This is a genomic window from Brachybacterium sp. 107, assembly GCF_052379725.1.
Taxonomy (GTDB): Bacteria; Actinomycetota; Actinomycetes; order Actinomycetales; family Dermabacteraceae; genus Brachybacterium.
Window position 1 is genome coordinate 1 of sequence record NZ_JBQSYW010000008.1, and the last position, 23,595, is coordinate 23,595.

The following is a 23,595-nucleotide window of genomic DNA, read 5'->3' on the forward strand; positions in this document are numbered from 1 at the left end:
GCGTCAGGTCAGAGCCGCACGACGATGTTCTCCGAGTCGATGTAGCGACCGACGCCGGAGGACAGGGTGCTGATCACCTGGGCGACATGCTCGGGCTGCATGATCGTCGAGGGGTCCTCGTCGGGGGCGAGGGTCTTGCGCAGATCCGTCGCCGTCCGGCCGGGGGACAGGCAGACCACACGGGTGCCGTAGATCGACAGCTCCTCGCGCATCACCTGGCTCATGTTGATCACCGCGGCCTTGGAGGCCGAGTAGGTGAGCCAGCCGGAGCGGCCGTTGATGCCCGCGGTCGACGCGATGTTGACGATGAGATCGAAGCGGTTGCCCCGGTTCAGCAGCGTCTTGACGATGGTGAACGGGCCGTAGAGGTTCACGCTCATCGTCTTCTCGAAGTCCGCCATCTTGACCTGCTGGAGCGGGACCGGGTTGGTGTAGCCGGCGTTGTTGACGAGGATGTCGATGTTCCCGACCTCGTCGTACGCCTGCTTGACCGCCTTCTTGAGGGCCGAGCGGTCGCCGACGTCGACCTTGTACGGCACGAGCTTGCGGCCGATCGGGAGCTCCTTCTCGAGCTCCTTCACGTTGTTGTCGAAGTCCTCCGAGTCACGGGCGAACATGACCACGGTGGTGATGTCGTCGTGGTTCAGGATGAATCGGCGGGTGGTCTCGAGGCCGATGCCGCGCGACGCCCCGGTCACGAGTGCAGTCTTACTCATCGTCGTCCTCCTCCGGTCGCAGGAGGAACCCTGCCATCTTCAGATCGGTGCTGGTGGTGACCTTGAAGTTCTCGTCCGAGCCATCGATGAAGTGGACGGGGAACCCGCTGTCCGCCACCAGGGTGGCGTCCTCGGTGAACTCGATGCCTTCGTTCACGGCGCGCTCGTGCGACGCCTCGAGGTCGGACTTCGAGAACTTCTGCGGCAGCTGGACGTTGCGCAGTCGGTCGCGGTCCAGGGACCCGGTGACCTCGGAGGTCTCCGGGTCGACCGGGGCCACCGTGAAGGAGATCGGCGACATGAGCGAGACGTTCTTGTGCTCGGAGTCGATGAGATTGCGGAAGTCGCGCTCACGCACCAGTGGGCGAGCGGACTCGTGGATGATCACGTCGTCGTTGGTGCAATGCGGGAGCATCGCGGCGACCGAGGAATGCCGGGAGTCGCCGGCTTCCACCAGGGTGACCGGGGTCGAGATCGCGTAGGCCTCGAGGACCTCCTCGATCTGCTCCCGCCACTGCGGCGGGTAGTTGACCACGATCTGGGAGATCTGCTCGACACGGTCGGCCGTGACGAGTGCGTAGACCAGGATCGGGATACCGCGGAGCTTCAGGAGCTGCTTGGGCTGACTTGCGCCCGTTCGGCTGCCTATTCCGCCATTGAGGAGAATGAGTGAGTACATAGAGTCGTTCCTTCGTGCGGGTCGGCGGCGCTGCCGGATGACCGACGGTCATCTGCAGGAACCGCATCCGTCGAGTTCACTGGGCCGCAACCGGCGCGACCCTCGGCGTTCACTGTACGAGGTCGCGGGGCATTTGTTCAGCGGCTCGCGGAGAGCCGGCGAAATCCGTGGTTCCTCTCACGGGCGGCATCCGGCCCGACAGGCCGTCGCCCGAGGGAATGCCCCTGAGGGGAGCGCCCTCCCGCATGATCCCGCTCACGTCGTCGCGGAGGTGCAGGCCTGCGGCGTGCACCGATGGTGGAACCGGCCGGCCCGCGCGTGGACCGCAATTGCGTGCCATGGGGCTTGCGGAATAAGGTCAGGCTTGCCTCATCGCACATCGGTGCGCGGGTGCATCCCGGTGCGGAGGGTCGTCGGACCCGCTGGACCGTGGACGCCACGAAGACCTTGCGACGGGAAGGTGGCCGACAGATGGCACTGGTCCAGGCCCGAGGGCTGCACCTGGCCTACGACCGCCGGGAGATCATCCACGATCTCGATCTGACGCTGCCCGAGGGGCAGATCACGATCATCGTCGGGGCCAACGGCTGCGGGAAGTCCACGGTGCTGCGCGGCCTGTCCCGGCTGATGGCGCCGCGCGGAGGCGACGTCGTGCTCGACGGCAAGGACATCCATGCCCTCGCCGGCAAGGAGCTCGCCCGGCGCCTCGGTCTGCTCCCGCAATCACCCCTCGCCCCCGACGGGGTGACGGTGCGCGAGCTCATCGCCCGCGGCCGCTTCCCCCATCAGGGTCTCTTCCCGCAGTGGAGCGAGGACGACGAGCAGGCCGTGCAGGACGCCCTGGCGGCGACCCGCACCGTGGACCTGCGGGACCGGCCCGTCGCCGAGCTCTCCGGCGGGCAGCGTCAGCGGGTCTGGATCGCCATGGCGCTCGCCCAGCAGACAGAGGTGCTGCTGCTCGACGAGCCCACCACGTTCCTGGACCTCACCCATCAGCTCGATGTGCTGGACGTGGTGCGCGACCTCAATCGCGAGCGGGGCACGACCGTCGGCATCGTCCTGCATGACCTCAACCTCGCGGCCCGCTACGCCGACCACCTGATCGCCGTCAAGGACGGCCGCATCCATGTCGAGGGCCCTCCGGCCGACGTCATCACCGAGCAGATGGTGCGCGACGTCTTCGCCCTCGACTGCCACATCGCCCCGGACCCCCATTCGGGCACGCCCATGGTGCTGCCCCGCGGCCGAGGGCGCACCCACCACAACCCCTCCGAGGAGGACGCGATGACCACGATCACTGCCGACCCGTCAGCTCCCGTCGCCGATCTGGCACCCGCTCTCGAGCACAGCTCCCTGCTCGCCTTCGAGCTCACCGTCGCCGCCCGGCAACAGCTCGGGAAGAACCTGGTGCGCTTCACCTTCACGAGCCCTGACCTGGTCCACTTCGGCGCCAACTGCCATCCCCTGGACATGCGCATCAAGCTGATCGTCCCCGGCCCCGAGAGGAGCCGGGACCACTTCGCCTCCGTGCGACCGGATGGCCTGATCGACCCGGTGACCCAGCCCGAGTGGTACCGCACGTGGCTGCAGATCGATCCCCTGGACCGCGGCTGGATGCGCACTTACACCGTGCGGGACTTCCGGGCGGCCGGGCATCCCGGCAACCATGGGGAGCACCCCGAGATCGATGTCGACTTCGTGCTCCACCTCGAGCCGGAGGTGATCCAGGGCAGCGGTGTGGCGGCGCGATGGGCGCAGCAGGCGCAGATCGGGGACACCATCTCCATGCTCGGCCCGAACAAGCGCCTCGTGGGCCCCGACTACAGCGGCATCGAGTTCCGGCCGGGCACCGCCCGCACCGTGCTGCTCGTGGGCGACGAGACCGCCCTCCCGGCGATCGGCTCGATCCTGGAGTCGCTGCCGGCCTCCATCACGGGACATGCCCTCGTGGAGATCCCGGACGCCGCCGACGAGCAGCGGATCCTCACCCGCTCCGGGGTCCAGGTGCGCTGGCTGCCCCGCGGGGATCGGCCCCATGGAGAGCTGCTCGCCGCCGAGGTGCAGCGCCTCATGGGCGAGAACGCGCAGGCGTTCCGAGGAGAAGCCTTCCGCGGGGAGGGCGCTCCCGCCGGCGCCGCTGTCGATGCGACGCCAGGTGCCGCTGCTCCCGAGGCGCTCGAGGACGTCGATGTCGATTCCTCGATCCTGTGGGAGACCACGACGGGGCACGGCTCGTTCTACGCCTGGCTGGCAGGGGAGGCGGGCGTGATCAAGTCGCTGCGCCGGCACCTGGTGAGCGAGCTCGGCCTGGACCGCAAGCAGGTTTCCTTCATGGGGTACTGGCGCGCGGGGCGTCCCGAGAACTGAGCACTCCGACGGCACTGGGCTCGCGAGTCGCGCGGCTCAGCTGGTCGCGGTGCGCGGATCCGAGGGGTGCTCGTTCTCCGTGATCTGCCTCCACAGCCGATCCCGTTGCGCGCTGAGGTCGCGGCAGGCGCCGAGGAACCGCGCCAGCGAGGCGCCCGGACGGGTGTCGCCGAGGTAGTACTCGGTCAGGCGCCGGCGCTCCTCGCGATCCGGATCGACCTCGATCTGCTCGGTGACGATCTCTGCGGCATGCTCGGCATCGGCGGCGTCCAGGCGCGGCAGCACGTCGAGCATCCGAGTGCCCGCATCGCGGGCGTCGGCCCCGGCGGAGCGGGTGACGATGGCCGGTTTGCCCGTGGCCAGCCAATCGTTCGCCACCGCGGAGACGTCGCAGATCAGCAGATCCGCCTCGGCGAAGTCGCGCTGCAGCGGGCGGTCGCCGGAGATGGTGTGCCAGCCGCCTTCGAGCAGCTCCCGCACCGCGCGGTCCGCCTCCCCGAACTCCGGGACGCGGACCCCCGTCAGCGGGTGGGGGCGGTAGATGATCCGATAGCCCTGCGCGAGCAGCGAGCGCAGCATGGGATCGGCATGCGTCTGCAGCGAGCTGTACGCGACGCTCGCCTGCCCGCCCTCCCAGGTGGGGGCGTACAGCACCACCGGATCGTCGCCGCGCAGGTGGGAGGTGCCGGGTTCCACCCTGTCGGTGTCCAGCGACGGGCGGCCCACCTCGATGCAGCGTGATTCGGCGTCGAACAGGGAGGTGTACCGGGCGAAGCGGTCGATCGCCGCCTGCCCGGCCACGAAGGAGTAGTCGTACGCCTTGACCTGGTTCGAGACGGAGACGCCCTTGTCGGAGTCGCCGTGGAGCAGGGAGACGTGCAGTGCGGATCGCGCACGCAGCGGGGCCATGTTCAGCGGGTTGTAGTTCACGTACAGGATCAGCTTCGTGCCGCTGCGGATGATCAGGGCGTCCAGCGTCGCGTCCTGCGCGATCGTCACCACCGGCAGTCCGGATTCCTGTCGGATGGTCGCCGCGACCCGGGAGTCCATGCACACCACGGTCACCCCCTGGGCACGGTGCAGCTCCCGCAGCGGCCCGTACCAGCCGCGCAGCTGGTAGAGGCTGTCGGCGGTGTCGGCGAAGTACACGATCACGTCGCCGTCGAGCGTGCTGTCGCGGAGGGTCGCGTCGTCCCCGAGGCCGTCGGGCATCCCGCCCGGCAGCAGACCGAATCTGCGCAGGAACTTGCCGCCGGCGCTGCGGATGCGACGGTTCAGGGTGTTCTCGCGGGGCTGCATGGTCTAGACGCTCCCGTTCTCGGAGCGCGACGGGGCGGGCGACGGATCGGAGGACGGGGTGGGCGATGGAGCGGACGACGGGGCGGACGACGGGGTGGGCGACGGTGCGGCGGCCCGGTCGAACTGCTCGGCCCAGGCCGCGTCGGTCGTGACGCGGGGGAGAGCCCGTCGGTACTGCCGGCGCAGAGACGACCAGTGCAGAGCCATCCGCAGGTGGCGACCGATGGTCCGTGCGAGCAGATGGCGGGCCGTCGATCCCCGCACGAGGTGGACGGCGCCGTCCGGACCGCCTGCGTCGGTGATGATCACGGCGTCGGCGCCCAGCGCGGAGCGCCAGTGCAGCTGCTCGGCGGTCATCGCCACCACGACCCGGGGCTCAGTATCCGGCCGGACCAGCCGCAGCAGGGCGCGCAGCAGCGCAGGGGCCAGCGGCAGGGGAGCGGAGCGAGGGGCGGGCAGCGCCTCCGCGGACGTCGGGTTCCGGGCGTTCCACCGCGTCACCAGCTCCTGTCCGTCGGCGCGGGCCCGCTCGAGATCGTGCCCCAGCCAGCTGGACGGCCCGGCGAGGAAGGCGTCGATGCCGTGGTCCCAGAGGGTCGCGGTCAGGTGGTGCCCGGACAGGATGTGCTTGAGCTGGTGCAGCAGCGAGGAGAGGATCACGCCGCGAGAGGCGTCGTACGCGGCGGCGGTGGCCAGGCGGTTGCGGTGCAGGACCCGCGAGGACCAGGACATCTGGGTGCGGAACGCATCCCACGGCGGGTGCGTCACGCTCGTCCCGGGCAGCACCACATGGCGGTAGCCGTGCCGGGTGGCGCGCAGGCCGTACTCGGCGTCGTCCCACTTCAGGAAGAAGGGGGCTGGCAGGCCGAGCTCGGCGACGGTTCCGGGCGGGAACAGCGTCGCCCACCATCCGGTGTAGTTGACCTCCCCGTGGGCGCGCAGGAACGTCCAGCGCTCCGGGGACGTCCCGGTGAGGTCGATGGGGCCGTGCACACCGTCGGCCGCGTGCCATTGGAAGTCGTTCGTGCGGACCGCCTCGGACAGGGCTGTCAGCCGCATCGGGTCCTGCGCGGAGAACAACGGGGTGCCGATGATCGTGGGCTGCGCGGCCAGCGTCTGGTAGGTCAGCATGCGGCGCAGCGACTCCTCGCTGATGATCGCGTCGTCGTCCGAGACCAGCACGGCGTCCTGCGGGTGCTTCTCGGATTCGAGCATGCCGCGGGCGTACCCCCCGGAGCCGCCCAGGTTCGGCTGCGTGATCAGCTGGATCTCCGGGACGGATGCCTGGAGCCGACGGAAATCCTGGTGCTCCGCGAGGCTCCCGCCCTGGTCCACCACGATCACGTGACGGACGCACTGCATCCGGGCGAAGCGGGCCGCCTGCGCGACCGCATCCGCTTCCCGGCGGTAGGTCGGCATCACCACGGTGACCTGCGCAAGGGCGATCGAGTGGTCGGTCGTCCAGACCACCGAGCGTGGATCACCCTCGACCCAGAGCCATTCGTGGTCGTCCGTGGCGAGCGGGATCTCCCGGCGCCCGTCGGCCAGCGGGCCCAGCGGGATCCGATGCCCGTCCCGGGCCCCCCACAGAGTGGTCCTGGTGCCCTCGACCTGCACGGTGACGGTGCTCGCCCCCAGCACGCTGCGCCAGACGGACACCGGGAAGGCCTGGTCCCAGAGCGTGGTCGTGTCCCCGGGACCATCGGAGGTGCACGAGGAGAGGAGGAGCGGCGAGGGATCCGGGGCGGCGCTCATGCGGCGCTCAGAGGGTCGCGGCGACGCCGGTGCGGGCATGATGCCATTCGTCGACGCTCCTCCCACGTGTGCTGGATCAGGGGCTCGCGCGCCGTCCTCGCGGGGAGACGCCGAGTGTGACGGTGACGCCGCATGCGAGGAGAACCCCCAGGACGGCCGGGACTTGGACTATAGCAATGTGCACTCGACAGGAACGCCATGGCGATGTCGACCGGCGCGTCACCTCGCGCCGGTCCCCGGCGACGGTGACAGGACCTCCGGCGACGGGCGATATGACCCACGGACAGGCTCCTGGCCGACCCTGGCGGTGCGCCGCGGGGCCCCGTCGGACGACCGGGACGGCGCGCCACAGGGGCCTGTTGGCCGACCCCGACGGTGCGCCACAGGGCCCCGTCGGCCGATCCCGATGACGCGCCGCGGGGCCCTGTTGCGGAGGCGCCACGGAACAGGCGCCGGTCCCGGTACCCTGCAAGGGTGAATTCCGCAGCCGAGACCCTCGATCTTCCGGGCATGCCCGAGGCCGACGCGCCGACCGCCCGGGTGGGCACCGACCCCGACCATCCGCATCCGGGCCAGTGGCGCCTGATCGCGGTGCAGGTGTCGAACTGGGGAACGTTCCACGGCACCCATGATCTGAAGATCTCCGCCAAGGGCTTCTTCCTCACCGGCGGTCCCGGCACCGGCAAGTCGACGCTGCTCGACGCGGTCAGCGCCCTGCTCACCCCGCCGCGCACGCTCCAGTTCAACGCCGCGGCGTCCGACGCCGGCCCGGCCCGCTCGAAGTACCGCCGCACGGTGGCCAGCTATGTGCGCGGTGCCTGGGCGATGCACTACGACCAGGCCACCGGCGAGTTCAGCCAGGAGGTGCTGCGCGACAAGACCACCCTGTCGGTGCTCACCATGCGCTACTCCGACGGGATGGGCGGCATCGTCCAGCTCTCCCGCCTGCTCCTGCTGCATGCCGGGCACACCTCGGACTCCGACGTGAAGAGCCTCTACGTCATCTCCCGCACGCCCCTGGACGTCACCGACCTGCGCCAGTTCGTCTCCACGCAGATCGAGGGCAAGGCCCTCGAGAACGCGCACCCCGGCACGGAGACCTTCCGTCAGTTCCGGGAGTACCGCGCCGCCTTCAGCCAGCTGCTGGGCATCCCGGACGAGAAGGCGCTGGGCCTGCTGCACAAGATCCAGTCCGCCAAGGAGCTCGGCGACGTCAACGCCCTGCTGCGCGACTACATGCTCGACGCCCCCCGCACCTTCGAGCTCGCCGACCAGGCGCTCGCGAACTTCCAGAACCTCTCCGAGGTCTACCAGGCGCTGGTCACCGCCCGGGAGCAGCGCGACCTGCTGCGCGGGCTGCGGGAGGACCACGAGGACTGGACCGCGATGCGCTCGCGCGGCGGGGAGCTCGTGGATCGCCGCGCCGATATCGATGTCTATGCCGCCCAGCACCTCGTGCGCCTGCTCGGCGACGAGACCGGCCGGCTCCAGCTCGAGCGCGACCGGCTCGGGGCCCAGCAGCGACGACTGACCCAGGACGTCGCCGAGGCCCGCGCGGACCTCGGTCAGCTCAAGGAGCAGCGCAAGCGGGCCGGCGGCGGCGAGATCGACGACTGGAAGCAGCAGATCGCCGGCCTCGAGGTCGAGCGCGACCGACGCCGGGAGCGCGGCACCGAGTTCGCCGCACTGCTGGCCACCGTCGAACTGCGCACCCCCTCCGGCGAGGACATGTTCCTGGCCCTGCAGCGCGAGGTCGACGCCCTGCGCGAGGCGCTGGAGTCCGAGGAGAAGGGCGCGGACTCCGCCCGCTGGGAGGCCGAGGCGATGGTGCGCGAGCTCTCCACGACTCTTGCCCGCACCCGCGAGGAGCTCGCGTCGCTGACCACGCGCGCCTCGAACCTGCACTCCGAGGACGTGGCCCTGCGCGACCACATCGCCGCCGAGGTGGGCATCGCCCCCACCGAGCTGCCCTTCGCCGCCGAGCTGCTGCAGGTGCGCGGCGGCGAGGAGGAATGGACCGCGGCCGCCGAGCAGGCGCTGCGCGGACTCGCCCGCTCGATCCTGGTGCCGGATCGTGTCTACCGCGAGGTGGCCACGGTCATCGACCGCACCAAGCTGCGTCGGCGGATCTCCTACAACCGCGTCAACACCGACCTGCGCCGCCCGTCGAAGACGATTGACGAGCGGTCGCTGGCCGCCAAGCTCGAGGTCAAGGACGGCGAGTTCCATGTGTGGCTGACCAGCGAGATCGCGTCTCGCATGGACTACACGTGCGCGGAGACCCTCGAGGAGTTCACCCGGCTGAACCGTGCGGTGCTGCGTTCGGGCCAGATCAAGCACTCCGCCTCCCGGCACGAGAAGAACGCCGACCGTCAGATCAACGACCGCTCCCAGTGGGTGCTCGGCTTCGACAACCGCGCCAAGCGCGCCGTCTTCGAGCAGGAGCGCACCCGCGCCGAGCAGTCCCTGTTCGAGGCGCAGGCCCGGCGCAAGGACGTCGAGTCCCAGCGCGAGCAGCGCCGGGAGCGTCTCTATGCTCTGCAGTCGATCAGCTCAGTCACCTGGGACGACATCGATGCCGCCTCGGTCGCCCGGCGCGTGTCCAACCTGCGCGACATGGTGCGTGCAGCGGAGGACGGCTCGGCGGCGCTGAGCGAGCTCGCGCGGCAGATCGACGACGTCGAGCGCTCGATCGCGGAGTCGGACGAAGAGCTGCTGGAGGTGGTGCGCACCGCCGGCAAGCTCGGCGAGCAGGCAGAGCGCGCCGACGAGCGCCTGGCGGCGGCGACGGAGCGCGTCGCCGAGTCGAGCCTGGAGCCCGAGGTCGAGGAGGAGCTCGCCGAGCGGTTCGCCGCGATCGCGCCGACCCTGCTGATCGGGAACATCGATCAGGTCACCAAGGATGCGTCGGCGACCCTGGACGCGGAGCTGATGGCCCTGACCCGGCGCACCTCCCGCACCGAGGAGGACATCCGCACCGTGATGCGCGAGTTCTCTCGCCGCTGGCCTGCGCAGGCCGGGGACACCGCGGCGACCCTGGAGGCGGCCGACGACTTCCTGGCGATCCTCCAGCGGATCGAGGAGGAGAAGCTGCCCGAGGTCGAGGACCGCTTCTTCGAGTTCTTCACCGGCAACACCCTCGGGGACGTGCAGGCCCTGGCCACCGCCATCGCCCGGGAGCCCGCCGAGATCCGCAAGCGCCTGCAGCGCATCAACGCCCTGCTGGCGCAGGTCGAGTTCCACTCCGGCCGCTTCCTGCAGCTGTCGATGAGACCGGTGCACCTCACCGCGCTCGACGAGTTCAAGCGCGCCCTCGAGGACGCCGTGGCGGACATGGCGCTGAACGACATCAGCCGTGATCGGGACCTGGCCGAGGAGCGCTTCCTCTCCCTGCGCCACCTCATGGACATGATCGGTGCGGCGCGCACGCGGGACGACCAGATCTCCCGGGTCATCCTCGACGTGCGTCGTCACGTCCACTTCCACGCCGAGGAGGTCGACGCCGAGGGGACGGTGGTCCACGCGCACGAGTCCGGCGGCCCGCTCTCGGGCGGTCAGAATGAGCGACTGGCGACCTTCTGCCTCGCCGCGGCGCTGCGCTACCAGCTGGCCGGCACCGGCCAGGAGGTGCCGCGATTCGCCCCGATCATCATCGACGAGGCGTTCTCCAAGGGCGCCGGCAAGTTCATCACCGCGGCGATGGAGTCCTTCCGTCACTTCGGATTCCAGGTCATCCTGGCCAACCCGGGGAAGAACCCGCAGGCCCTGGCTCCTTTCATCGGTGGCGTCGGCGTGGTCTCGATCCGCCAGGACCGCTACTCCTCGGTCGCTCCGGTGGAGTTCGTCCCCGTCCAGGAATGAATCGCCCCGATGGGGAGTTCTCCCCATCGGTGGCCCCCAGGGCGACTATTACGCTGGACCACGGAGCCGGCGGGATCAGCAGGATCGGCGAGATCGATGTGATCGATGTGATCGATGTGATCGACGGGTTCGACGAGAAGACCATCCACGACCGGATCGACAGCTCGGCCCCGGACGGGCCGGCTGCACAGCGCATCGGCGACCCCGACGGCGCGCGACGCGAGAGGCGGGCACGCATGTCGACAGCGCCCACAGGATCCCCGGCGACCCTGCCGGAGCAGCACGAGATCTACGACTGGATCCGCGGACTCCTCACGGGCGTGACCAGCGCGGTGCTGGACGAGCAGCCCGGCTTGGGAGGCTTCGTCGACCGACGTCCCCAGCGCGACCGCTCCTCGGGGGAGACCTGGCGCGGTGCGGGGACGCTCTGCCACGTGAGCGCCCTGCTGGCCAGCGCAGGCTTGCCGGACCTCAGCGGGGACAACGCCCGGGACCTGCTGGCCGCCGCCGACCGCGCTGCCCTGGCACGGGGCCTGCACCGTCGTTCAGAATCCGACTCCCAGGGGATCAGCAGTGCCACCTGGCGCACGGGGAGGGGCGATCTCCTCGAGGTGATCGTCGGAGTGCGGGTCGCGGTGCGCGTGATCAGCGCACCGTTCCTGGCCGCAGCCTCGTCCGCCACAGTGGTGTCGACGAGCCCGTCGGCCCGGCCGTCCCTCCAGCCGTCGGCCCAGCCACCTATGTAGCCGTCTGTCCAGCCATCGACTCGGCCGTCGGCCCTGTCGTCTAGGTAGCCGTCGGCCCAGCCGTCTGTCCATCCGTCGTGCTGCGTGCGCTGATCCGTTCGAGGGCGGCCAGCGGGATCGGCAGCCAGTCCGGGCGATTCCGCGACTCGTAGAGCGCCTCGTAGACCGCTTTGTCCGCCTCGAAGGCGGCCAGGAGCACGCTGAGAGCATCCGCATCCGCATCCGCATCCGCATCCGCATCGGGCGCCGAGGTGCCGGCCCTCCCGCCGTCGACCTCCAGGCAGCCCTCCAGGAACGCCGTCCGAGCGGCGCGGACCCACGCCGACGCGTCCTCGCCCTGCTCGAGGGCGACCGCCCCGCCGACGTAGTCGAGGCTGCGCAGCATGCCGGCTATGTCCCGCAGCGGGGAATCGGGCAGGGAGCGCTCCGCGAGCGGACGCAACGGCTCGCCCTCGAAGTCCAGCACCACCCAGCCGCGGCCCGGCACCAGGAGCACCTGACCCAGGTGCAGATCCCCGTGGATGGGCTGCAACGGCGGCCAGGGCACCTCGAGCGCGGAGTCCAGCAGAGCCTCGAGCGTCGGCAGATGCGCGGCCACCTGGGGAACCTCCGCGGCGACCATCGCCGCCCGGGAGCGCATCTGATAGACCATCCGTGCACGCAGCGCATCGTCGGTCTCCGTCGTGCCCAGGGCACCGGCGAGGTCACGATGGACCTCGGCCACCGCTGCGCCGAGCTCGCGGGCGGCCGCGCTGAAGTCCTCGCCGGCGACGGCGAGCCGCAGAGCCCCGCGCCAGGCATCCTCGACGCCCGGCAGGAACTCCTGGGCGAACAGGGAATGGGTGCGCAGGTCCCCGAGCTGGAGGCTCGCCGCACCGAGCAGCCGCGGCACGCGCGAGCTGCCGGCCGCAGTGAGCGCACCCTGCAGCACCACGTCGGGGTTCTCGCCGTCGTGGAGCACACGGAACACCTTGAGGATGATCGGAGACGTCCCCTCGGGCTCGACGATGATCGACGTGTTGGACTGTTCCCCGGACAGGATCCGGCTGCGCAGCGCGTGCCCGTGGGGGAGCGGGGGCTCGTGCGCGGGTCGGTCGGCGATCACGCTCATCCCGGGGCCCTTCGCCTCGCCGCCGGAGACCAGGAGGGCGAACACGGCCGCACGACCGTCGGCATCGCGCAGGGCATCGTCCACGCGCACCCGGGCCGCCGGCGTCTCGAGGACCCCCACCTCGGAGCCCTCGTCGCGATCAGCGGACGCAGAGTCCGGATGCCGCAGGAGGAGAGGGACCTGGTACAGCGCCTCGGCCGGATCGCTGCCGGCGAACCTCGTGCCGACCACCACCAGGACGACCACGTGATCCGGTGCGATGCGCAGCGGGGCCCACCCCCGGATCGAGACCTCGGGGGTTCCCGCGCCCTTGTGCGCGAACCATCGCTGGCGCGGCATCCACGCGGCCAGCGGGGAGGTGAGGGCATCGAGGAGCTCTCCCATCGGCGGCAGCGCCGTGGTGTCGAACTCAGGAGCAGTGGCGGGGGAGCTCGGCTCGTCCATGAGGTCACTGTAGGGGCTGGTGCACGGTCCGGAGGAGGTCCTGACCATCCTGTCGGCGGACCCTCTGCGCTTGCTACCCTGACGACGTGCCCGAGCCGACGTCGCGTCCCTGTTCGCGCGCGGGCCTGCGACAGGTCGCCGCGCGCGCCGCCGCCCTGTGCGCGGCCGGAGCGCTCACCGCATCCCTGATCCTGCCGGCCGCCGCTCTGGGCGAGGACGGCCCCTTCGATTTCCCGGCGGAGACGGACACCCTCGCCATGGTGCCCGGAGCCGTCACCCACATTCCGCTGGATGCTCTCATCGAGGACCAGCTCGAGACCGAGGTCGACCTCGACACCACTCTCCTCGCCATCCCCAAGGACCTCGACCCCGCTGTCCAGGGGCTGATGGAGGTCGCCGAGGACGGCCGCAGCGTCACCGTGGCCGGGGAGGGGACCTGGACCCTGCTCGGGGCGGATCTGGTGTTCACCCCGCTGGCCGGGGTCGACGGGCCCGTCGTCCCGATCTCGCTCACCATCGAGGGCCTCCATGACGTCCGATCCCGTCCGGCGGAGTTCACCCCGGAGATGGTCGAGCTCGAGGACATCGCGGTGCGCGGCTCGGCCGGCCAGAACACGGACATCCCGTTGGAGGGAGAGGTCCCGGAGGGCGGGAAGGCACGCCTCGAGCTGGCAGGGCTCCCTCCGGGGTCGACGCTGGTCTCCGACGGGAGCCGTGCGACCGTTCCCGATCAGGGCACCTGGCAGCTCTCGGCCGATGGCGCCACGCTCACCCACTCCCCGGCCGGGCCGGGACTGGGACGCCAGGTCGATCCGATGCGGATCGTCGTCCAGGATGCGGAGGGGACCGTGCTGCGCGCGATCGAGGTCAGCCTCACCGTCCCGATCATCTCCGACCTGGACTGGTCCGCGCCCTATGGCGAGGACATCCTGTTCGTGGTGGGGGAGGGCCAGCAGTTCATCGACCCCAGCACCTTGGAGCTGGTGCCCCTCGCCGGCGAGGAGGTCGCCCAGAGCACGGACGAGGGGACGACGGTGGTGGTCCCGGGGCAGGGGTCCTGGACGCTGGATCGTGACCGTGCCACGGTGCGCTTCTCCCCGGAGAGCGCCGAGGTGCATGACGCCGCCCCGATGGGGATCTCCGGCGGCGACGGGAAGGGAGCGACCTCCGCCGTCGCACTGCTGAGCACCGCCTACCCGATGCTCATGGACCGGTCCGCGGCGGCCACACTCGGATCCGTGGTCCAGTTCGACCTGACCACCGGGGTCCGCGATGTCCGCTCGGAGTCGCTCCGCTTCGACCCCGACAAGCTGCCCACGGGGGCCAAGATCTCCGACGACGGCACGACGGTGACGGTCGGCGACGAGGGGACGTGGCACATCGACTTCGAGACGCGGGCGGTGACCATGACCCCTGAGGAGGGGTTCACGGGCCGTGCCGAACCGGTGGGCATCACCGCCCAGGGCGTCTTCGCCGACAATGACGTCCACGCGACCCTCACGGCCCGGTTCACGCCGGAGATCGCCACGATGCGCGACGACGAGGAGCGCACCGCGCCGGGAACACCGGTGACCGTGGATCTGCTCGGCAACGACACCGCCGGCAGCGCCTCGCAGGCTCTGCTCCCGCAGACGGTGCAGATCGCCTCGCTCTCGGCGACCAACCTCAGCGAGCTCGTGGACAGCAAGGGCAAGAAGCTGGTGATCCCCGGGGAGGGCACCTTCACCGTCCAGGCGAACGGTGCCGTGACCTTCATGCCCGAGGACGGGTTCTTCGGCCGCACCACCCCGATCACCTACGACGTGCTCGATGCCAGGGGGAACACCACCTCCGCGAGCTTCGTGGTGGAGGTGGACCCCACCCTCACCGGCACCAAGGAATCGGTGAACCAGGCCACCGGCATCAACGTCCTGCTCTCCGGCCTCATGCCCTCGGCCCCTGCCACCTCGCTGGTGTTCGGCACCATCGTGACGCTGCTGCTCTTCGGCGGCGGCGTCGCGCTCTGGATCGGCATGCGCATGGAGGTCGAGCGCCGCCGCTGGGAGGAGTGAGCCCCGCCGCGGGGAGGAACGAGCGCCACCGCTCGGAGGAGTGAGCCCCGCCGCGGGGAAGAACGAGCGGCGCGGGTCGGCGTGCCTCGGATCGATCAGCCCGTCGGGCATCCTTCAGGGATCTCGACCGGCTTCTCGAGAGCGGCGGTCGCGTCCTTCTGCTCGGCGAGGGTGGAGAACCCGTTGCCGAGCAGCAGATCGACGGCCTCGTCCTCCCGCTCGTCCAGCGTCAGCGTGGCGTCGGGAACCTGCGCCCGCACGGACTGGGCGGCGAGGTAGCCCTTCGGGCCGTAGACCACCATGGCGGCACTGCTCGCCTTCTTCGTGTTCCCCGGGTCCCCGACCGCGAAGCCCCGCTCCGCGAGCTGCTCCGTGATGTCCCCGGCGAGACCACCGCGCCCGGTGCCGTTGAGCACCGTGACGGTCACCGACTTCGGCGGCAGCGGGACCGCGCCCGGCTCCGGGCAGGTGAGGCCCGTGGACTCCTCGGTGGCGGACGTCGGCCCGATCACCCCGGGTTCCTGGACGGGCTCGCGGAACTGACCGACGGCGTAGGTGCCGACGCCGATGAGCAGCAGGGCGAGCAGGGAGAAGATGCCCAGCTGCGTCGCGCGCAGCCGACGGGTCCGCCGGACGCGCTGCTCGCGTCGGCGGACGTCATCGGCCGAGCGCCCGTAGGGATGGGCATCGCGGTGGGAGGTGGACATGTCAGTCCAGCGGACGGTAGCGGATACCGAACGCGTCGAGGCGCGGAAGGTGGGCCCGCAGGCGCTCCTCGAACTCGTCCCAGCTCTGCTCGGGGGAGCCCCAGGCGCGCTCGGCGAGGGCGCACATGCGCGGGAACGCCATGTACTGGACCTGCTCGGCGGTGGGCATGTATTCGGTCCACAGCTGCCCCTGGAGGCCGATCAGCAGCTTCTGCTGGTCCTCGTCGAGCTTCTGCGGGCTGTACGAGGCGGTGTAGACGTCCTTGACCGTGGTGAGGCCGCCGATGGCGAGGGGCTCGCCCTTCGGGCCGGCCTGGTAGTGGTCGAAGTAGGTGTGCTCGTTGTTGGCGATGATCGTCTGGAAGCCGCGACCGGTGGCGGACTTCAGTCCGTTGCCGTGGCGCCAGTTCATGATCACGGTGTCGTCGGGGAGGTGGCTCTCGAGCACCTCGTCCCAGGCGATGATCCGCTTGCCGGCCTCGGCGAGGACGTCGGCGGCGAACTGCGTGAAGCGCCCCTGGATCTCGGAGACCCGGGTCAGGCCCCACTCGTTCATCCGGGTGCGGGCGGCCGACGAGCGCTCCCACTCCACCCGCGGGCACTCGTCGCCGCCGATGTGGACGTAGGGGGCCGGGAAGATGTCCGCGACCTGCGTGAGCACGTCACGGAGGAAGTCGAAGGCCTCGTCGGAGACCCCGAGGACGTGGTCGGAGACGCCCCAGACCTCGCGCACCCCGACCTGCTGCTCGGGGAAGTTGCCGAGGGCCGGGTAGGCGGCGATCGCGGCCTGCATGTGCCCGGGCAGATCCACCTCCGGGATGATCATGATGCCGCGACGGCGCGCGTACTCGACGAGGCCGCGCAGCTCGTCCTGGGTGTAGAAGCCGCCGTGCGGGGTGCCGTCGAACTCCCAGGCAGATTCCTCGCCGCTCATATGGCCGATGAGCGTCTGCTTCCGCCAGGCACCGATCTCGGTGAGCTTCGGGTAGCCCTTGATCTCCACACGCCAGCCCTGGTCGTCGGTCAGGTGGAGGTGCAGGACGTTCAGCCGGTGCAGCGCCATCGCGTCGATCATCGTCTCGACGTCGGCCACGGCGAAGAAGTGCCGGGAGACGTCCAGATGCATGCCGCGCCAGGCGTTCTTCGGGTAGTCGCTGATGGTCACGCAGGGGATCGAGCCCTCGGAGCCGGTCACGATCTGGGCGAAGGTGTTGCGCCCGTCGGCCAGGGCCGCCTCGCTGCCCGCGGTGAGGTTCGCGCCGGTGGGGGAGATCGACAGCGCGTACTCGGTGCGGGGGAGATCCTCGGTGATCCCCACGGAGATCTCGTCCCACGGCGAGCTGGTCTCCCAGGTCCCGTCCGACCAGATGACGGACTGCGGGTACGGGACGAGAGCGAGAGGGTCGGGCATCAACTTCTCCTGAACTGCGGATCGAGTGGTCGTTCCCAGTTTGCCATGAGACGCCCGTCACGGTGGACCGTGCCCGTCAGGAGTGTGCGGCGAAGACGCCTGATGGGGTCCCTGGCCCGGTCGCCCGGAGGAGTCCGGACACACAGGGGCCCGGTCGGCAGTGCCGACCGGGCCCCTTCACGTCGCCCTGCTCCTTCCCGTTGACGCTGTCGCGTCGAGCAGGCCGTCGTGGTCCTGGACGTCAGTCCGTGCAGCTGGTCCGAGGATCAGCGGTAGGTGACGAAGACATGCGGTGCGTTCCAGATGGTGCGCTCGACGACCCGCTGCTGCGAACCGGAAGCGTCGATGATCCGCCCGTTGCCCGCATAGATGCCCATGTGACCGTAGTTGTTGCCGGTGAAGGCCACGAGGTCACCGGGCTGCGCCTGTGACTGCGAGATGATCCTGCCGCCGAAGGTGTACCCCTTGGCGGTCTTGCGGGGCATCGAGTTGCCGGCCTGGTTGTACGCGTAGTACACCAGCCCGGAGCAGTCGAGGCCGGTCGCGGGCGACGAGCCGCCCCACTGGTAGCGGACCCCGATCTGGCTGCGGGCCGCATAGACGATGGCCTGCCCGTTGACCGACGTCCCGGAGCTCGGTCCCTGACCGCCGTTCTGGCCGGAACTGCCCTGGGAGATGCTCACGGAGCTGTAGGCCGCGTTCCAGGTCGCAGGGCCGACGACGGTGTCCACACGGATACCGGCGGCGGACTGCAGCGAGCGCACCGCGGAGGCGGTCGCCGGACCGAAGGAGCCATCGACCGAGATCGAGGCGCCGCGGGCGTTGAGCTGCGACTGGAGGGTCTTCACGGCGCCGCCGCGGCTTCCCTGACGCAGCTTCGGCTGCGACGTCGACGAGGAGTCCGAGGACGAGGAGCCGCCGCTGAGCGAGTTCCAGGTCTTGGGTCCGACGACGCCGTCGACGTTGATGCGGGCCGAGGACTGCTGAGCCTTGACGGCGCGCAGGGTGGCGGAGCCGAAGGATCCGTCGACCCGGATCGAGGCGCCATGGGAGTTCAGCTGGCGCTGCAGGTGCTTCACGGCGTCACCGCGAGCTCCCAGGCGCAGCTTGACGCTCGTGTAGTTGGACTGGGTGGGGGCGGCCGGCGCGATGGCCGGTGCCGCGGCGCGCACGGTGCCCTGGGGCGCCGCGGGGGCGGCGGGCTCTGCGGTCGCGGTGCCCGTGATGGCGGCTGTGGCCGAGACGGCGCCGATCACGGCGACACCTCCCACGCCTCGACCGACCGGAGCGGCGAGGCCCCGGTAGTCGATCACGGCACGGCCGGCTGCCCGGTGCGTACCTCGAGTGACAGTGCGGAACATCTGGAGCGATCACTTTCTCCGGCGCCTCGTGGAATTCTCGCGCGATACGCGCGGGAGAAACCTGCGCCCGTCACCCCGGGGAAGCGAGGAAGGGACCGGGCCGGTGACGGGAAGGCGGCGACTCGGTCGGTGCCCAGCTCAAGGCAGCACCACAGGTCACTGTATGTGCAGGTAGTTTCCAGGCCACAGGTGGCTTGACTCAGGAAGTCCGAGGTCTTTGCCAAGATTTTACAAAAAATCAAGAACTCTCGACGTGTTGTCCCCACAATTCGGACATCGCTATGATAGTTACACGGTTGTTATTCAGGGGTGCTGTTTCGAGAATCCAGGATGCCCTGATGGCGGTTGTCGGGGATCAGTCGGCCCGCATGTGGCGGCAGCGACGGTCGCGACGAAAGTAATGGCGGCGACTGCAGCGACTGCAGCGACGCCAGTGACGACAGCGACGACCTCGACTGCCGTGCCGATCGTGACCGCACTGCCGGCGATATGACTCAGGGCCGCGATGCTGGCAACAGCATCGCGGCCCTGAGAACCGGTCGGGGTGACAGGATTTGAACCTGCGACCTCCTCGTCCCGAACGAGGCGCGCTACCAAGCTGCGCCACACCCCGGTGGTGCTCTGCCGAAGCGGTGCACCGAAGAGAAACTTTAGCAGGGGTTCTGCGGTGTCAGGAACCCGCGCTCGCCTCGCGAGCACGCAACGTGAGCAAGGTCGCCTCCGGAGGCGTGAACAGCCGGTAGTTCGAATACGGGCTGGCGCCCATGCCGGCGCTCACATGGAGCGGCACGTCGTGCCAGGTGGACAGGCCGCGCGCCTGCTGCCGGGGCAGGTCGCAGTTGGTCACGAGTGCGCCGATCCCCGGCAGTCGGAGCTGGCCACCATGGGTGTGGCCTGCCAGGAGCAGATCGGAGCCGTCGGCCACCAGCGCATCCAGCACTCGGCGGTAGGGCGCATGCGCGACACCGAGGCGCAGGACATGGCCATGATCCGGAGCGGCGGGGGGAGGGTCCGCCGGAGCCGGCATCTCGTCACGCTCCAGGTGCGGATCGTCGACGCCGGCCAGGCGCACCTCGAGTCCACCGAGCTCGATCACGGCGCGGGCGTTGGTGAGATCCTTCCACCCGTGTGCGGTCAGCCGACGCGTCAGCTCCTCGGTGGGGAGCGTGAAGTCCCTCGGCGCGGTCATGCCGTCCGGGCGCGGATCGGGGAGGAGATAGCGAGCCGGATTCTTGGGGGCGGGCTCGAACATGTCGTTGGAGCCCATCACGAAGGCCCCCGGGCGCTGCAGCAGCGGGTCCAGAGCCTCTGCGAGCACGGGGATCGCTGCCGCCGAGGCGATGTTGTCCCCGGTGTCGATGACCAGGTGCGGGTTGAGCGCCGAGAGGTACTCCAGGAAGGCGATCTTGCGCTCCTGGTCCGGCACCAGGTGGATGTCGCTGATGTGCAGCACACGGAGGGTCCGGGTGCCCGGCGGGAGGATCCGCAGGGTGAGCTCGCGCAGCGTGTACCGGTGGATCTCGACGTGGCGTGCCCAGAGGTGCGCCGCTGCGCCGACTCCGAGCCCCGCGAGACCTACCGAACCTGCGGCCGTGAGGAGCGGCCGCATCTCAGCCCTTTCCGGTGGACTGACGGATGACCACGGTCTCACCCTCGGGCAGCGAGCTGCCGGCGGCCGGATCCGTGCCGATCACGTACCACTTGCCGACCGAGTCGGAGGACTCGTTGCGCACCTCCGGGACGTAGCCGGCGGCTTCGATCGCGGACTTGGCCTCGGAGAGGTACTTGCCGGAGACGTTGGGCACCTTGCCCTTCTCCACCGCTCCGTTCGCTTCGGTCTTGGTGGATGCCGGCGCGGCGGGGAACGGCTTGCTCGGCAGGCCCTCGTGCACCTTCGTCATGTACTCCTGCCAGGTGGGCAGGGAGACGGTGTTGCCCCAGACATGACCGCTGGTGAGCATGGTGCCGTCGATGGCGAAGCCGCCGGGACGCTTGTCGCCCTGGGGGTGGCCGAACCACACGGCGGTCGACATCTGACGGGTGAAGCCGACGTACCACGTGTGGTACTGCTTGTTCGAGGTGCCCGTCTTGCCGCCCGCGGGGTGGCCCTCGATGATCTTCCCCTTGCCGGTGGCCTTGGGGTCCTCGAGGTCCTGCTCGAGGGTCCAGGCGATGGTGTCCGCGACCTTCTTGTCGACGACCTGATGGCACTCGGCGCCGGAGATCCCCATCGCCTCGCCGTTGCGGTCCGTCACCTCGGTGATGGACTGCGGCTTGCAATAGGTGCCGCCGGCGGCCCAGGTCGCGTAGGCGCCCGCCATGTCGAGGGCGGAGACCTGGAGCTGGCCGAGGACCACTGCGGAGGGGGCCAGGGTCTGGCCGTACATGTCGGCGATGTCCATGTCCCAGGTGGTGCTGTCGTACGGGTTGTACTTGCCCGGGATGACGCCGATGTCGCGCGCCCCGTCGGCGATGTCGCACAGATCGATCTGGCGGGCCATGTTCGCGTAGGCGGTGTTGATGGAGAACTTGGTGCCGTTCAGGACGGTCTCCATCGGGGCGATGCTCACGGAGACGGCGTTGTCGGGGTTGTATCCCGGCCGCTCCCGCCAGGCTCCGCCGCCCAGGCAGTGCGCCGGGAAGCTCGGCATGGTCTCCCGCTTGGTGCTGACCTTGTCGTCGATGCCGCGCCCGCTCTTGAGCCATTCCTGGAGCACGAAGGGCTTGAACGTCGATCCGACGGGGAACCCGTTCGACCCGCCGAGGGCCTGCGGCACGTTGTAGTTGATCGCGGTCTCACCGGGCTTGGCGTCCTGGTAGGGGTTGAACTCGCGGTTCTCCGCCATGGTGAGGATCTTGCCGGTGCCCGGCTCGACGGTGACGATCGAGAGCCCGAACCCGTTGGAGGAGTCGCCCGGAACCTTGCGCTGGAGGATGTCCGTGGCCGTGGCCTGCTTCTTCGGATCCAGGGTGGTCTTGATCGTGAGCCCGCCGCCGTAGAGCAGCTTGCGACGCTCCTCGTAGCTCGGGGCGAACTCGGGATCGTTCAGCAGCGAACGGGTGACGTAGTCGCAGAAGAAGCCGCCGTCGCCGGCGTCGGCGCAACCGGCCCGCAGGTTCTGGATCTTGAGCATGTCCTCGACCGGCTGGGCGGTGTACTTGTCGAACTCCTCGTCGGTGACGTACCCCTCGCGCTTCATATCGGCGAGCACCTCGTTGCGGCGCTTCTCGCCGGCTTCCGGGTGGCTGACGGGGTCGTACTGGTTCGGGCCGTTGGTGATGCCGGCCAGGAGCGCCGCCTCACCGGGGTTGAGGTCCTTCGCGTTCTTCGAGAAGTAGTGCCGCGCACCGGTCTCCACGCCGTACTGCGAGGGGCCGAACTGGGCGACGTTGAGGTAGGCGTTGAGGATCTCGTCCTTGCTCCACCGCTTCTCCAGCGAGATCGCGAGCTTCGCCTCTTTCGCCTTGCGGCTGTACGTCTGCGCCGTGGCCTCGTCGATCCCCTCCTGGTCACCCTTCTGGACGGCATCCATGAGCAGGGCGTTCTTCACGTACTGCTGGGTGAGCGTCGAGCCGCCCTGGGTGGCGCTGCCGCTCGCGTTCGAGGCGAAGGCGCGGATCATGCCCTTGGCGTCCACGCCGCCGTGCTCGTAGAAGCGGCGGTCCTCGACCGCGATCACCGCGTGCTGCATGTACGGGGAGATCTCCTCGAGCGGCACCATGATGCGGTTCTCGGTGTAGAACGTCGCCAGCAGCGAGCCGTCCGAAGCCTCGATGCGGCTCGCCTCGTTCAACGGCTCGACCTCGAGCTCCGTCGGATACGACTCGAACAGAGCGACGCCGTCCTCGGCGACCTTCGAGGAGGCGGAGACCGCCGGCAGGAAGAACGCGGCCAGGAGCACCCCGGCCAGAGCGGAGACGGCGAGCATCCCCAGCAGCAGGTAGAGGGTCTGTGCCAGAGCGACGGGGAGGGAGCGTCCGGAACCGGAGCTGGACGGAGTACGGGCCATGCTCCAACAGTACGGCGAGGACACCCGCAGGGCCACGAGGCATGCCCGTGGGCGAGAAATCTTCACCAACCTGATGCAGGTCCGAGATGTGCGAGGAAGGCGAGATCGCGCGGCAGCGGTGCCGTGGGACGGCCGGCCGTGACACGCCGGTCCAATCCACGAGAACGTCCCGCTGGCGGGACGGATCAGTGGATTCGGTGACCGAGGGTGACCGAGGGTGGCCGAGGGCGGCCGAGGGTGGCCGAGGGCGGCCCGGGAGCTGGGCGTCGGGGGCGGGCGCTGAGAGGCGAGGGCGAGGGCGAAAGCGAGGGCGAGGAGCTGGACAGCTGGCGCGACACGCCGGTCCATTCCACGAGAACGTCCCGCTGGCGGGACGAATCGGTGGATTCGGTGACCAAAGGCGGGCTGAGGGCCGGCGCAGGGGTCGACTCGGGGTCCGACTCGGAAGCTGACAGAGCAGCCGACCCAGGCGCTGGCGGAGGGGCCGATGAGGGGTCGGGAGTCAGGGCGCGATTATCACGCGGAGGTCACGTGATGGCCTCAAATTTTGCACTGTGGCGTGCGTCTCCATACAGTGGTCGAAGAAAACGGGTCAACGAGGATTCCGAAAGAGGTTGCACATGACGATCGGGGCCATTCCCATCACTGAGGATTCGAGCTGGGCGACACGCGGAGCGTGCGTGACCATGGATCCGGACGGCTTCTTCGTACAGGGCGCGGAGCAACATGCAGTGAAGACGGCGTGCGGAGCATGCCCGGTGAGGACAGAATGCCTCGCCGATGCCTTGGACAACCGCGTGGACTTCGGGGTGTGGGGCGGGATGACGGAGCGAGAGCGCCGTCGGCTGCTGCGCCGGAACCCGGATGTCAGCGACTGGTCCTCCGTGCTGCGCCGCGCGACGCAGGAGGCCGTGGGCAGTTGAAGGGTCCCGGGCGTTCGGGAGCACGTCGGGCGGCCGACGACCCGCCGGGTGTCTGACGGTTCCGGACGGGGCCTGCGGCTCGGGACGCTGTCGGTGGCTCGGGACGCGGCCGACGGTTCTGGACGGGGCGTGCGCCCCGGCCGCTCCACCGTCG

The 23,595-nt window shown here is 69.8% G+C and carries 15 protein-coding genes and 1 tRNA gene; 5 read left to right on the top strand and 11 right to left on the bottom strand.

The features are described 5' to 3' along the window. Positions 1-8: 8 nt before the first annotated feature. Positions 9-716 (bottom strand): SDR family NAD(P)-dependent oxidoreductase, encoded by a 708-nt coding sequence (locus ACT3UL_RS10460; protein ID WP_343921992.1) that lies wholly within the window; start codon positions 714-716, stop codon positions 9-11. After that, positions 709-1,395, bottom strand: a complete 687-nt coding sequence (locus ACT3UL_RS10465) for an IspD/TarI family cytidylyltransferase (protein ID WP_443344921.1) — start codon at positions 1,393-1,395, stop codon at positions 709-711. The genes ACT3UL_RS10460 and ACT3UL_RS10465 overlap by 8 nt, the downstream gene beginning before the upstream one ends. 471 nt (positions 1,396-1,866) lie before the next feature. Between ACT3UL_RS10465 and ACT3UL_RS10470 the strand changes: the two genes are divergently transcribed. Continuing rightward, complete coding sequence (locus ACT3UL_RS10470; RefSeq protein WP_444578176.1) at positions 1,867-3,762, top strand: SIP domain-containing protein; 1,896 nt, start codon at positions 1,867-1,869, stop codon at positions 3,760-3,762. Between the two features lie 36 nt (positions 3,763-3,798). Here the strand turns inward: ACT3UL_RS10470 and ACT3UL_RS10475 are convergent, their stop codons facing one another. Both ACT3UL_RS10475 and ACT3UL_RS10480 read right to left on the bottom strand, forming a co-directional pair. Continuing rightward, positions 3,799-5,061 carry a CDP-glycerol glycerophosphotransferase family protein gene (locus tag ACT3UL_RS10475; protein WP_444578177.1) on the bottom strand — a complete coding sequence of 421 codons (1,263 nt, stop codon included), beginning with the start codon at positions 5,059-5,061 and terminating at the stop codon, positions 3,799-3,801. 3 nt (positions 5,062-5,064) lie between these two features. After that, on the bottom strand, positions 5,065-6,816 hold the full coding sequence (locus ACT3UL_RS10480; protein WP_444578178.1) for a glycosyltransferase: 1,752 nt from the start codon (positions 6,814-6,816) through the stop codon (positions 5,065-5,067). 474 nt (positions 6,817-7,290) lie between these two features. On the opposite strand from ACT3UL_RS10480, the gene ACT3UL_RS10485 reads away from it, so the two are divergent. Beyond that, positions 7,291-10,677, top strand: coding sequence for an ATP-binding protein (locus tag ACT3UL_RS10485; RefSeq protein ID WP_444578179.1), 3,387 nt, complete (start codon positions 7,291-7,293; stop codon positions 10,675-10,677). Then, a complete protein-coding gene (locus ACT3UL_RS10490) occupies positions 10,674-11,423 on the top strand; it encodes a hypothetical protein (protein ID WP_444578180.1) in 750 nt (249 codons plus the stop codon). Before ACT3UL_RS10485 ends, ACT3UL_RS10490 begins: the two co-directional genes overlap by 4 nt. Positions 11,424-11,463: 40 nt before the next feature. On the opposite strand, the gene ACT3UL_RS10495 is transcribed toward ACT3UL_RS10490, so the two are convergent. Beyond that, a complete protein-coding gene (locus ACT3UL_RS10495) occupies positions 11,464-12,978 on the bottom strand; it encodes a phosphotransferase (protein ID WP_444578181.1) in 1,515 nt (504 codons plus the stop codon). Between the two features lie 86 nt (positions 12,979-13,064). Here ACT3UL_RS10495 and ACT3UL_RS10500 point away from each other — a divergent pair, with 86 nt between their 5' ends. Continuing rightward, on the top strand, positions 13,065-15,029 hold the full coding sequence (locus ACT3UL_RS10500; protein ID WP_444578182.1) for an Ig-like domain-containing protein: 1,965 nt from the start codon (positions 13,065-13,067) through the stop codon (positions 15,027-15,029). 95 nt (positions 15,030-15,124) lie between these two features. On the opposite strand, the gene ACT3UL_RS10505 is transcribed toward ACT3UL_RS10500, so the two are convergent. From ACT3UL_RS10505 to ACT3UL_RS10530, 6 genes are all read right to left on the bottom strand, one after another. After that, positions 15,125-15,736, bottom strand: coding sequence for a LytR C-terminal domain-containing protein (locus ACT3UL_RS10505; RefSeq protein ID WP_444578183.1), 612 nt, complete (start codon positions 15,734-15,736; stop codon positions 15,125-15,127). Between the two features lies 1 nt (position 15,737). Next, positions 15,738-17,147: a beta-N-acetylhexosaminidase gene (locus ACT3UL_RS10510; protein ID WP_444578184.1), complete on the bottom strand. Its 1,410-nt coding sequence runs from the start codon at positions 17,145-17,147 to the stop codon at positions 15,738-15,740. Between the two features lie 266 nt (positions 17,148-17,413). Continuing rightward, the gene (locus ACT3UL_RS10515; protein WP_444578185.1) at positions 17,414-18,508 is read right to left on the bottom strand and encodes a C40 family peptidase; all 1,095 of its coding nucleotides are present in this window, start codon (positions 18,506-18,508) and stop codon (positions 17,414-17,416) included. A gap of 539 nt (positions 18,509-19,047) precedes the next feature. Then, positions 19,048-19,121: transfer RNA gene (locus ACT3UL_RS10520), tRNA-Pro, on the bottom strand. Between the two features lie 57 nt (positions 19,122-19,178). Then, positions 19,179-20,117, bottom strand: a complete 939-nt coding sequence (locus ACT3UL_RS10525) for a metallophosphoesterase (protein WP_444578186.1) — start codon at positions 20,115-20,117, stop codon at positions 19,179-19,181. 1 nt (position 20,118) lies between these two features. Then, positions 20,119-22,518 (bottom strand): penicillin-binding protein, encoded by a 2,400-nt coding sequence (locus ACT3UL_RS10530; RefSeq protein ID WP_444578187.1) that lies wholly within the window; start codon positions 22,516-22,518, stop codon positions 20,119-20,121. A gap of 620 nt (positions 22,519-23,138) precedes the next feature. Here ACT3UL_RS10530 and ACT3UL_RS10535 point away from each other — a divergent pair. Further along, a complete protein-coding gene (locus ACT3UL_RS10535; RefSeq protein WP_193118240.1) occupies positions 23,139-23,441 on the top strand; it encodes a WhiB family transcriptional regulator in 303 nt (100 codons plus the stop codon). Positions 23,442-23,595: the final 154 nt, after the last annotated feature.

What these genes read in the sequence shown, in the direction of transcription:
- ACT3UL_RS10460 (WP_343921992.1), bottom strand. Translation starts at nt 716, where the DNA reads ATGAGTAAGACTGCACTCGTGACCGGGGCGTCGCGCGGCATCGGCCTC.
- ACT3UL_RS10465 (WP_443344921.1), bottom strand. Translation starts at nt 1,395, where the DNA reads ATGTACTCACTCATTCTCCTCAATGGCGGAATAGGCAGCCGAACGGGC.
- ACT3UL_RS10470 (WP_444578176.1), top strand. Translation starts at nt 1,867, where the DNA reads ATGGCACTGGTCCAGGCCCGAGGGCTGCACCTGGCCTACGACCGCCGG.
- ACT3UL_RS10475 (WP_444578177.1), bottom strand. Translation starts at nt 5,061, where the DNA reads ATGCAGCCCCGCGAGAACACCCTGAACCGTCGCATCCGCAGCGCCGGC.
- ACT3UL_RS10480 (WP_444578178.1), bottom strand. Translation starts at nt 6,816, where the DNA reads ATGAGCGCCGCCCCGGATCCCTCGCCGCTCCTCCTCTCCTCGTGCACC.
- ACT3UL_RS10490 (WP_444578180.1), top strand. Translation starts at nt 10,674, where the DNA reads ATGAATCGCCCCGATGGGGAGTTCTCCCCATCGGTGGCCCCCAGGGCG.
- ACT3UL_RS10495 (WP_444578181.1), bottom strand. Translation starts at nt 12,978, where the DNA reads ATGGACGAGCCGAGCTCCCCCGCCACTGCTCCTGAGTTCGACACCACG.
- ACT3UL_RS10505 (WP_444578183.1), bottom strand. Translation starts at nt 15,736, where the DNA reads ATGTCCACCTCCCACCGCGATGCCCATCCCTACGGGCGCTCGGCCGAT.
- ACT3UL_RS10510 (WP_444578184.1), bottom strand. Translation starts at nt 17,147, where the DNA reads ATGCCCGACCCTCTCGCTCTCGTCCCGTACCCGCAGTCCGTCATCTGG.
- ACT3UL_RS10515 (WP_444578185.1), bottom strand. Translation starts at nt 18,508, where the DNA reads ATGTTCCGCACTGTCACTCGAGGTACGCACCGGGCAGCCGGCCGTGCC.
- ACT3UL_RS10525 (WP_444578186.1), bottom strand. Translation starts at nt 20,117, where the DNA reads ATGCGGCCGCTCCTCACGGCCGCAGGTTCGGTAGGTCTCGCGGGGCTC.
- ACT3UL_RS10530 (WP_444578187.1), bottom strand. Translation starts at nt 22,518, where the DNA reads ATGGCCCGTACTCCGTCCAGCTCCGGTTCCGGACGCTCCCTCCCCGTC.
- ACT3UL_RS10535 (WP_193118240.1), top strand. Translation starts at nt 23,139, where the DNA reads ATGACGATCGGGGCCATTCCCATCACTGAGGATTCGAGCTGGGCGACA.